The organism is Vibrio sp. 10N.222.46.A1, from assembly GCF_041473595.1.
Taxonomy (GTDB): domain Bacteria; phylum Pseudomonadota; class Gammaproteobacteria; order Enterobacterales; family Vibrionaceae; genus Vibrio; species Vibrio tasmaniensis_A.
Genome location: NZ_JBFRSN010000437.1, coordinates 1 through 10356, shown reverse-complemented (window position 1 = coordinate 10356; position 10356 = coordinate 1). Strand labels below are relative to the sequence as shown.

Genomic DNA, 10356 nt, shown 5'->3' with positions numbered 1-10356 from the left:
TGAATGAACGTTCATTCATTATAGCCTAAGACCCATACATAAGTGCAACATAGTTTTTCATATGTGATATAAAATTCTTGCATAAGAGAGCGTAGCATTCGAGGTGTTGCAGCATTATTATAGGCGCGCAATTGAATTCGCCCCGATAGACCAAATTGAGAACCAAATGAAACTGAACCCAAGACAAGATGAAGCCGTGAAATATGTTTCGGGCCCCTGTTTAGTATTAGCAGGCGCAGGATCTGGTAAAACACGTGTTATCACGAATAAGATTGCTTACTTGGTTCAAGAGTGTGGTTACAAGGCACGCAATATTGCAGCGGTAACTTTTACCAATAAAGCGGCACGCGAGATGAAAGAACGTGTGGGGCAAACTCTGGGTAAAGGTGAATCGAAAGGCCTGATCGTTTCGACTTTTCATACCATGGGCTTAACTATCATTCGTCGTGAATACAAAGCGCTGGGTCTGAAAGCGGGCTTCTCTCTATTTGATGACCAAGACCAGTTGGCGCTATTAAAAGAGCTAACAGAGAGACAGATCGATGGTGATAAGGATCTGCTGCGTGCTTTAATGAGCACCATTTCGAATTGGAAGAATGACATGCTGACGCCAGATCAGGCGAAAGCTCGAGCTCAAGGCGAACAAGAGCAGTTGTTTGCATTCTGTTTTGAGATGTACCAGAAACAGATGAAGGCATACAACGCGCTCGATTTTGATGATCTGATTGCGATGCCAGTATTACTTCTGAAAACCAATCAAGAAGTGCGTGAGCGCTGGCAGTCTCGTATTCGCTATTTACTTGTCGATGAGTATCAAGATACCAACACCAGCCAATATGAATTGGTGCGTCTGCTTGTGGGAGAGCGTGGTCGTTTGACGGTCGTAGGTGACGATGACCAATCTATTTACTCATGGCGTGGTGCAAAACCGCAAAACTTGGTGCTGTTAGGTGAGGACTACCCTAACTTACGCTTGATCAAATTAGAGCAGAACTACCGCTCAACGAGTCGAATTTTGCGTGCAGCGAATATCTTGATCGCTAATAACCCACACGTTTATGAAAAGTCACTGTTCTCTGAGATCCCGGACGGTGAAAAGCTCAAGGTACTGAATGCTAAGAATGAAGAGCATGAAGCAGAGCGTATTACAGGTGAGATCATCGCTCACAAGTTTTTGAATCGCACAGAATATAAAGATTACGCAGTGCTGTACCGTGGTAACCACCAATCTCGCTTGATTGAAAAAGCGTTGATGCAGAACCGTGTGCCTTACAAAATTTCTGGCGGTACCTCTTTCTTCGCTAGAGCTGAGATTAAAGACATCATGGCTTACCTCCGCGTGTTGGTGAACCCTGATGATGACAACGCGTTTCTACGTATTGTAAACACACCACGTCGTGAGATTGGCCCGGTGACGCTTGAGAAGTTAGGCAGCTACGCCAACATGCGTGGCAAGAGCTTGTTTGAAGCGAGCTTTGAGATGGGTTTAGAGCAAACTTTGACTGGTCGTGGTTTAGAAAACCTGCGCCGTTTCAGCGATTGGATTGTTCGTATTTCTGATAATGCTGAACGTGGCAATACCGTTGAGGCTGTTCGCTCTTTGGTTCGTGATATTAACTATGAAGATTGGTTGTACGAAACCTCGGCAAGCCCGAAGGCTGCAGAGATGAGAATGAAGAACGTTTCTGATCTTTATAGTTGGATCGTTGCTGACCTTGAGGGTGACAACTACGACAAAGAAGAGAAGACCCTACGAGAAGTGGTTCAACGTTTAACGCTACGTGACATGATGGAGCGTGGTGAAGATGATGACGATGCAGACCAAGTTCAATTAATGACATTGCACGCATCGAAAGGCCTAGAGTTTCCGTATGTGTTCCTGATGGGAGCCGAAGAGGGTATCTTGCCACACCAAACCAGTGTCGATGAAGGTAACGTAGAAGAAGAACGTCGTCTTATGTATGTAGGGATTACTCGCGCGCAGAAAGAGCTGACCTTCACTAAATGTCGTGAACGTCGTCAGTATGGCGAATTGATAAAGCCAACACAAAGCCGATTCCTCGATGAACTGCCGCATGAAGATGTGGAGTGGGAAAGTGTTAAGAAACCACAATCCGCTGAAGAAAGAATGGAAAAAGGACAGGCACACATTGCTAACATTCGAGCGATGTTCAACAAGAAGTAATTCCTTGCTTTCATCGCGTTATATAAAAGCCAATAAAAAAGGTGACCATGAGGTCACCTTTTTTGAATCTGGCATTTTTAATTACAGATCGGTAAATTACAGACCAGCAATCATGTGCTCGATAGCATCTTTGATTTCATCATCTGAACAGTCCATACATGAACCTTTCGCTGGCATAGCATTGAAGCCGTTGATTGCGTGGTCAGCTAGAATGTCGCGACCTTGGGCAATACGAGGACCCCAGTCACCAGCGTCACCTGTTTTAGGTGCGCCACTTACGCCAGATGCGTGACAAGCGATACAAAAGGTACCGTAAACTGCTGCGCCATCACGAGGGCCTGTTGGTTCTGCGGCTACTGGCTCGCTGCCGACTAGGTAAACTTGGCCAACTGGTTTGATGCGTTCAGCAATAGCATCTTGCTCTGCTTCGCTTAGGCCTGAAGCCATAGCGCCAGTTGAAAAGGTTAAAACTGCGATGACAACGCTTAAAATTCGACGAGACATATCCATTAAACTCACTTTACATTCCCAAGGTAAGTACATGCTTACCAATTTATAGTGTTGGAAGGGTGTTTTGGCTTTATCAGCAAAGAGCAACTGTTAAACCAATGTAAATAATGGGTGATTATATCCCGATAAGTTGTTGCAATAAACAACAACTTATAAGCTGCGGTGGGTTGTAGTACTCAAATAAGGGGTTTATCACATATTAACTGTCGAAAAAGAGACCAAACAGAAAAAAAAGTTAAAAAAGTACTAGACGGCATAAGGTGATATACGTATTATTCCACTCCGCCGACAGGGCATGCGCCTGTAGCTCAGCTGGATAGAGCGTTGGCCTCCGGAGCCAAAGGCCGAAGGTTCGAATCCTTTCAGGCGCGCCATCCGGTCTCTTACTTAGGTAAGTGAGAATTGGCAAAAAGAAATAATGGTGGCTATAGCTCAGTTGGTAGAGCCCTGGATTGTGATTCCGGTGGTCGCGAGTTCGAATCTCGTTAGCCACCCCATTCTTTCTTTACAAAATATCGGTAGCTTCGGCTTCCAGTGTTGATTCATTATTCCCAAGAGTCGATACAAAATTAGTCGGTGAATAGCGCAGCTTGGTAGCGCATCTGGTTTGGGACCAGAGGGTCGGGGGTTCGAATCCCTCTTCACCGACCACTATTTCAATAATCGCCTTTTAAGCGGTTATATAAAAGATTAGTGGTGGCTATAGCTCAGTTGGTAGAGCCCTGGATTGTGATTCCGGTGGTCGCGAGTTCGAATCTCGTTAGCCACCCCATTAATTTTGGTAACTTCATTGAAGTTCCCTGTTTGAGAAATCAAACGAAACGTCTCGGTGAATAGCGCAGCTTGGTAGCGCATCTGGTTTGGGACCAGAGGGTCGGGGGTTCGAATCCCTCTTCACCGACCACCTTAAGAAGCCTCGTCAGAAATGACGGGGCTTTTTTACGCCTGGAATTTAGATAATTTGAGACCAGAGGGTCGTGGGCTGGATCGCCAGTCCGCAGGGAGCCCTGCCGCGTCAACCCCCTCTTCACCTACCACCTTACCTACCACCTTTAAGAAAGCTTATCAGAAATGATGAGCTTTTTTTTTCATCTGTAGATCTCTAGGTTGGAACCCAAGTGGGGTTCGTCTGATGTTCAAAGGATGTCTCTTCACTGACCACCTTAAGAAGCCTCAACTAGTCGTCCGTGTCAGGAATTACGGGGCTTTTTTACATCTCTCGTTTCAGTAATCCTCAATTTTGAATGCTGGGACTTCAACCGCTTCGACATCTTGCCTGATGTCACCTCCGTAAATCTCCCCCTCCATATAACAAGGCAGGCTCTTACCCTTTATCTTCATTATGGTGCTTATACGGAGCGGTTTGCTTTATCAAATGTGCAGATCGATATCTAATTTTATATAAAACCCACCACCAATTATTCGACAAATTAATAGGTTTGGTCTAGGGATTTTTATGAAAAGTGAAATTTGACGTTAAATATGTTCTCTAAGGCCTGTATTTGACAGATTTCTTCGAATCTTGTTGTTTAAAAAATCCTTTGATTTATTAAATCTTTCGTTTTTCTTGTTTGTATTTATCAAAAAATTCATATGGTTGAATATGTTGTTGGGTTGGTTTTATCTGGTTGTTTTGTTTGCTTAAATTGGTAAAGTTAGCGTTTGTTTCTATAGTGTTAATTGTTTTTTGGAATAATTATTTGATTTTGGTGACTGGTGGGGATATGTGCTTTGAATGATATGTTTAACTCTACAAGTACGCAGTAGTAAGGGGTTTGTGAGTATTTATTATTGGAAATATAATGCTGGTTTTCATTACTATATGCTCTTCGAGTGAATACTTATGTGGCATTTTTACTTGCTAAGCGTTTAATGTCGACTTTTTATCCTATTTTTGTTGCTTTTCTGTGAATTATTTGCCAAATTGTCAACCGTATAAAATATCAGAACAATATTCTGGTAAGAATGGATTCAATTTTGCAGACAGGGCAGAGAGCTGCCAAAGCAGTAGAGGTCTGGTAATGTCACTTTTAGAAGTAAAAAATCTTCGTATCGAATACCCATCTCGTCATGGAGTTCACGCCGCAGTGAAATCACTTTCGTTCAACATTGAACGTGGTGAAATTGTTGGCGTTGTAGGCGAGTCTGGTGCAGGCAAATCAACAGTAGGTAATGCTGTGATCGATTTGCTGAGCCCTCCTGGTCGCATTGCTAGCGGCGAGGTATTTCTGGACGGTGAAAAAGTTTCAGGCTTATCTCCTGAACAGATGCGTTCTGTTCGCGGCTCAAAGATTGGTTTTATCTTCCAAGATCCAATGACTTCTCTTAACCCTCTATTCACAGTAGAACAGCAGTTAAAAGAGACGATTCATGCCAACATGAAGGTTTCGGATCAAGAAGCCTACCAGCGCTCATTAGATTTGATGAACCAAGTTGGTATTCCGCAACCAGAAAACCGTTTAAAGCAGTACCCACACCAATTCTCTGGCGGTATGCGTCAGCGTGTTGTTATCGCGATCGCACTGGCAGGTGAACCTGACCTAATCATCGCTGATGAACCAACAACCGCACTGGATGTTTCTATTCAAGACCAGATCTTGGGTTTGATTCGCGACCTATGTATTAAGAAGAATGTAGGTTGTATGTTGGTCACACACGACATGGGTGTGGTATCTAATGTTACCGATCGCGTAGCCGTTATGTATCGTGGTGATTTGGTTGAGTTTGGTCCGACGGCGAAAGTCCTTGGTACTCCTGAACACCCTTACACGCACAGTCTTATCTCCGCGGTTCCGCGCTCAGATCGTAAACTTGATCGTTTCCCTCTTGTGAGCTACATCGAAGAAGCACATGAGATGGAACCACTTGATGTGAAAAACCATTGGTTGGGTCAAAGCCAAGATCACCGTGATTACACTGGTCCACTGTTGAATGTTGAAAATGTAAACTTACGCTTTACTACCAAGGATTCTTTCTTTGAGAGTCGTCGAGAGTACGTTCAGGCGTCAAATAACGTGAGCTTTGAAGTACATGAAGGTGAAACTTTTGGTCTTGTTGGTGAATCTGGTTCGGGTAAATCAACGATTGCTCGTGTGATTGCTGGTTTGTACGCACCTAACTCAGGCAAGGTAACGTTTGAAGGCGTTGATCTTACGGGACTTAAATCTGAAAAAGAACGTCGCCCAATGCGTCGTCAAATGCAGATGGTTTTCCAAAACCCTTATACATCAATGAACCCTCGAATGAAGATATTCGACATCATTGCTGAGCCGATCCGATTCCATAAACTTACGCGTAACGAGAATGAAACTCGTCAGATCGTTAACGACCTGCTAGAGCACGTTGGTTTAGGCAAGATGGCTGGGGTTAAATACCCACACGAATTCTCAGGTGGCCAACGTCAGCGTATTTCTATCGCTCGCGCCTTGGCAACTCGTCCACGTCTTTTGATTTGTGATGAACCTACCTCGGCGCTGGATGTGTCGGTTCAGGCTCAGATCCTTAACCTATTAAAAGATTTACAAGACGAGCTCAACCTAACCATGCTGTTCATCAGTCACGATTTACCGGTTATTCGCCAAATGTGTGATCGTGTTGGTGTGATGCAAATGGGAGAACTATTGGAAGTAGCGCCAACTGAGCAGCTATTCCAATCGCCTCAGCATGAATACAGCAAACACCTAATTTCTTTAATGCCTGAATTTACAGGTTTAAGAGAAGAAAAAGCAGTGGCACAAGCCGCGGTATAAAAATCAGCAGGCTGGAGTTTAGCTTGCTAAAAACAATAAACAGACGCAAATACAACAACTAGGGATCTGGATTCCCGCATGAAGGAGTTATGCAATGAAAACCATGAAAAGCAAATTAGCAGTAGCTTTAATGGCAGCTGGCCTAAGCTTTAGTGCAGCAGCAGCAGATATTACCGTTGGCTACGCAGCTGACCCGGTATCACTTGACCCGCACGAGCAGCTGTCTGGTGGCACACTGCAAATGTCTCACATGGTGTTTGACCCTCTAGTACGTTTCACTCAAGAGATGGATTTTGAAGGCCGCCTAGCATCTAGCTGGGAGCGTGTTGATGAAACGACTTTCCGCTTTAACTTACGTAAAGGCGTGAAATTCCACTCTGGTAACGAACTGACTGCTGATGATGTTGTGTGGACTTTTGAACGTCTACAAGCTTCTCCAGACTTTAAGTCTATCTTCACGCCATACGAAAAAATGGTAAAAGTGGATGACTACACAGTTGAGCTAGTATCAAAAGCGGCTTACCCACTAGTACTACAAACAGCAACCTACATCTTCCCAATGGACAGCAAGTTCTACTCTGGTCAAACAGCGGAAGGTAATGACAAATCTGAGCTAGTTAAGCACGGTAACTCGTTTGCTTCGACTAACGTTTCTGGTACTGGTCCATTTATCGTAACGCAGCGTGAGCAAGGCGTTAAAGTAACGTTCGAGCGTTTCAATGATTACTGGGACACAGAAACTGAAGGTAACGTAGACAAGCTAACACTTGTGCCAATCAAAGAAGATGCAACGCGTGTAGCAGCACTTCTTTCTGGCGACGTTGATATGATTCACCCTGTTGCGCCAAACGATCACAAGCGTGTTAAAAAAGCTAAGAACATCGATCTAGTAACGCTACCTGGTACTCGTATCATTACGTTCCAAATGAACCAAAACAGCAACGAAGCACTGAAAGATGTGCGCGTTCGTCAAGCAATCGTTCATGCGATTAACAATGAAGGTATTGTTAAGAAAATCATGAAAGGTTTCGCGACAGCTGCTGGTCAGCAGAGCCCAACAGGCTACGCGGGTCACAACGAAGATCTAGTTCCTCGTTACGATCTGAAAAAAGCGAAAGAGCTGATGAAAGAAGCGGGCTACGAAGACGGCTTTACACTAACTATGGCAGCGCCTAACAACCGTTACGTGAACGATGCGAAAGTTGCGCAAGCGTCTGCGGCAATGCTGTCTAAGATTGGTATCAAAGTTGATCTTAAGACAATGCCTAAAGCACAGTACTGGCCAGAATTTGATCTATGTTCAGCAGACATGATGATGATCGGCTGGCACTCAGATACTGAAGATTCAGCTAACTTCAACGAGTTCCTAACAATGACTCGTAACGAAGAGACTGGCCGTGGTCAATACAACTGTTCTGGCTACTCAAACCCAGAAATGGATGCGATTGTAGAAGCTTCTAATACTGAAACTGACCCAGTTAAGCGTTCTAAGATGCTGAAAGGCGTTGAAGCAACACTTTACAACGATGCAGTCTTCGTTCCTCTACACTGGCAGAGTGAAGCGTGGGGCGCGAAATCTAACGTAGGTGCAGCAGACGTAGTAAACCCAATGGTTATGCCTTACTTCGGCGACCTAGTTGTAAAATAATCTAGCTTGCTAGAATCGAGAGCCTGAAGCTTTCAGGCTCTCAATATTATTAAGATATAGATTTAAGTTTCGGTATTTGGTCTTCCTTCAGTCTGGCTAAATACCTTTTTTAAGACTGAATTTTTTGTTGTCTAGTCGCGGATTTCGATTAGATAGTCATGGATAGATAAGGGGCAAGGAATGGTTACGTTTCTGGTCAAGCGCCTGTTTCAGGCACTGATAGTGATGTTTGTGATCAGTTTGGTGGCGTTTGCCATTCAGGATAACCTGGGCGACCCGTTACGTGAGTTAGTCGGTCAATCTGTTTCAGAGGCGGAGCGTCAAGCGCTACGCGATGAACTCGGCTTAAATGATCCCTTCGTTACAAAATACTCTCGCTTTGTAGGCGCAGCTCTACAGGGTGATCTTGGTACTTCATACTTCTTTAAGCGACCTGCAGTTGATGTGATTCTAGATAAACTAGTGGCAACTCTGGAGCTGGTATTTGGTGCTTCTTTAATTATTGTTTGTATGTCGATCCCACTCGGCGTTTACTCTGCGATTCACCCAAAAAGCTTTTTTACCAAATTGATTATGGCAGGCAGTAGTGTCGGTATCTCGGTTCCTGTTTTCTTAACTGCAATCATGCTGATGTATGTGTTCTCTATCGAGCTCGGTTGGCTGCCGTCATTTGGACGTGGTGATACGGCCAACTGGTTTGGTTGGGAGTCTGGCTTCTTAACGCTAGATGGCCTTGCACACTTAGTACTTCCGAGTATTGCTCTGGCATCTATCATGCTGCCGCTGTTTATTCGTCTAGTTCGTTCTGAAATGTTAGAAGTTCTAAGTTCTGAATACATTAAGTTTGGTAAAGCGAAAGGCCTAGCGCTAAACAAAATCTATTACCAACATGCATTGAAAAACACCATGCTACCGGTACTTACCGTTGGTGGTGTTCAGATTGGTACGATGGTGGCTTACACCATTCTTACGGAAACTGTTTTCCAGTGGCCAGGTACAGGCTTCTTATTCTTAGAAGCAATCAACCGTGTAGATACACCACTGATTACTGCATACGTTATTTTTGTTGGTCTTATTTTCGTCGTGACTAACACGATTGTTGATTTGCTTTACGGTGTTATCAACCCAACCGTTAACATCACAGGGAAAGGAGCATAATCATGGAACAGACATCGACAGTGCCGTCTCGCTGGGAACGTTTTAAGCAATCTGACATTGTGTATTACTTCTTACGCGACAAAGTGGCAATGGTGAGCTTCGCCATTTTCTCAATCTTCTTGGTGATGGCTCTAGCTGCACCTATCCTAGCGCCAACAGACCCGTACGACGTGACATCGATTGATATCATGGACTCAGAACTTCCACCATCATGGATGGAAGACGGCGAAGAACGCTTCTTGCTAGGAACGGATGAGCAAGGCCGTGATATTTTATCGACTATGCTTTACGGTTCTCGTTTATCACTGACTATTGGTTTCTTAGCGGTAGGTCTACAACTGACGCTTGGTATCATCATTGGCTTGTCTGCAGGTTACTTCGGTGGCCGTATTGATAGCTTCTTGATGCGCTTCGCTGATGTTCAGCTTTCGTTCTCAACCATGATGGTTGCGATCATTGTCTCGGCCATCTTTAAGGCAAGTTTCGGTAGTGATTTCTATGCACAATACGCTGTGGTGATGCTGGTGGTGATCATTGGTATCGCAGAATGGCCGCAGTATGCGCGTACTATTCGTGCATCAGTATTAGCAGAGAAGAAGAAAGAGTACGTAGAAGCGGCACGTGTGATGGGCTTTAGAGCACCTCGTATCATGTTCCGTCATATTCTGCCTAACTGTTTATCACCGATTTTGGTTATCTCTACAGTACAGGTGGCAAATGCCATCATGTCAGAAGCGGCACTTTCTTTCCTAGGTTTAGGCCTTCCAGTCGACCAACCCTCACTGGGTGCTCTGATTAGTACTGGTTTTAACTACATCTTCTCAGGAGCATGGTGGATCACTGCATTCCCAGGTGTGCTTTTGGTGACATTGGTTCTAGTTATCAACCTACTAGGCGACTGGTTACGTGACGTGTTTAACCCGAAAATCTATAAAGGGTGATAGTTCAGTTTGATTTTTAGTAAAAAAAATCACTAAACTAAGAGTCGTAAGCAATTACGGCTCTTTTTTTGCTTAATGAATTTGGAACTTAGTACCATTGATAGAGTCAATAGTACTTAAAATGGAATTCATGTTTTATCGACATTTGTTCGGTAATAATTAACC

At 44.2% G+C, this 10356-nt stretch carries 6 protein-coding genes and 5 tRNA genes; 10 read left to right on the top strand and 1 reads right to left on the bottom strand.

Annotated features, from left to right (window positions below):
* Positions 1-166: 166 nt before the first annotated feature.
* Entirely contained in the window at positions 167-2185 is a 2019-nt protein-coding gene (gene rep, locus AB4496_RS13550) for a DNA helicase Rep (RefSeq protein WP_012602966.1), read from the top strand.
* A 96-nt stretch (positions 2186-2281) separates the two neighbouring features.
* Here rep and AB4496_RS13545 read toward each other — a convergent pair whose 3' ends face one another.
* Positions 2282-2695, bottom strand: a complete 414-nt coding sequence (locus AB4496_RS13545; RefSeq protein WP_009848079.1) for a cytochrome c5 family protein — start codon at positions 2693-2695, stop codon at positions 2282-2284.
* A gap of 297 nt (positions 2696-2992) precedes the next feature.
* Here AB4496_RS13545 and AB4496_RS13540 point away from each other — a divergent pair.
* From AB4496_RS13540 to AB4496_RS13500, 9 genes are all read left to right on the top strand, one after another.
* A tRNA-Arg gene (locus AB4496_RS13540) sits at positions 2993-3069 on the top strand.
* 47 nt (positions 3070-3116) lie between these two features.
* Positions 3117-3192: transfer RNA gene (locus AB4496_RS13535), tRNA-His, on the top strand.
* A gap of 77 nt (positions 3193-3269) precedes the next feature.
* Positions 3270-3346 (top strand) — tRNA-Pro (locus AB4496_RS13530).
* A 45-nt stretch (positions 3347-3391) separates the two neighbouring features.
* Positions 3392-3467, top strand: a tRNA-His gene (locus AB4496_RS13525).
* 55 nt (positions 3468-3522) lie between these two features.
* A tRNA-Pro gene (locus tag AB4496_RS13520) sits at positions 3523-3599 on the top strand.
* A gap of 1117 nt (positions 3600-4716) precedes the next feature.
* On the top strand, positions 4717-6444 hold the full coding sequence (locus AB4496_RS13515; protein ID WP_009848076.1) for an ABC transporter ATP-binding protein: 1728 nt from the start codon (positions 4717-4719) through the stop codon (positions 6442-6444).
* 94 nt (positions 6445-6538) lie between these two features.
* Positions 6539-8092 (top strand): ABC transporter substrate-binding protein, encoded by a 1554-nt coding sequence (locus tag AB4496_RS13510; protein WP_009848075.1) that lies wholly within the window; start codon positions 6539-6541, stop codon positions 8090-8092.
* Between the two features lie 180 nt (positions 8093-8272).
* Positions 8273-9250 (top strand): ABC transporter permease, encoded by a 978-nt coding sequence (locus AB4496_RS13505; protein WP_009848074.1) that lies wholly within the window; start codon positions 8273-8275, stop codon positions 9248-9250.
* Between the two features lie 2 nt (positions 9251-9252).
* A complete protein-coding gene (locus AB4496_RS13500) occupies positions 9253-10191 on the top strand; it encodes an ABC transporter permease (RefSeq protein ID WP_004735541.1) in 939 nt (312 codons plus the stop codon).
* The last annotated feature ends 165 nt before the right edge of the window (positions 10192-10356 follow it).

What these genes read in the sequence shown, in the direction of transcription:
- rep (WP_012602966.1), top strand. Translation starts at nt 167, where the DNA reads ATGAAACTGAACCCAAGACAAGATGAAGCCGTGAAATATGTTTCGGGC.
- AB4496_RS13545 (WP_009848079.1), bottom strand. Translation starts at nt 2,695, where the DNA reads ATGGATATGTCTCGTCGAATTTTAAGCGTTGTCATCGCAGTTTTAACC.
- AB4496_RS13515 (WP_009848076.1), top strand. Translation starts at nt 4,717, where the DNA reads ATGTCACTTTTAGAAGTAAAAAATCTTCGTATCGAATACCCATCTCGT.
- AB4496_RS13510 (WP_009848075.1), top strand. Translation starts at nt 6,539, where the DNA reads ATGAAAACCATGAAAAGCAAATTAGCAGTAGCTTTAATGGCAGCTGGC.
- AB4496_RS13505 (WP_009848074.1), top strand. Translation starts at nt 8,273, where the DNA reads ATGGTTACGTTTCTGGTCAAGCGCCTGTTTCAGGCACTGATAGTGATG.
- AB4496_RS13500 (WP_004735541.1), top strand. Translation starts at nt 9,253, where the DNA reads ATGGAACAGACATCGACAGTGCCGTCTCGCTGGGAACGTTTTAAGCAA.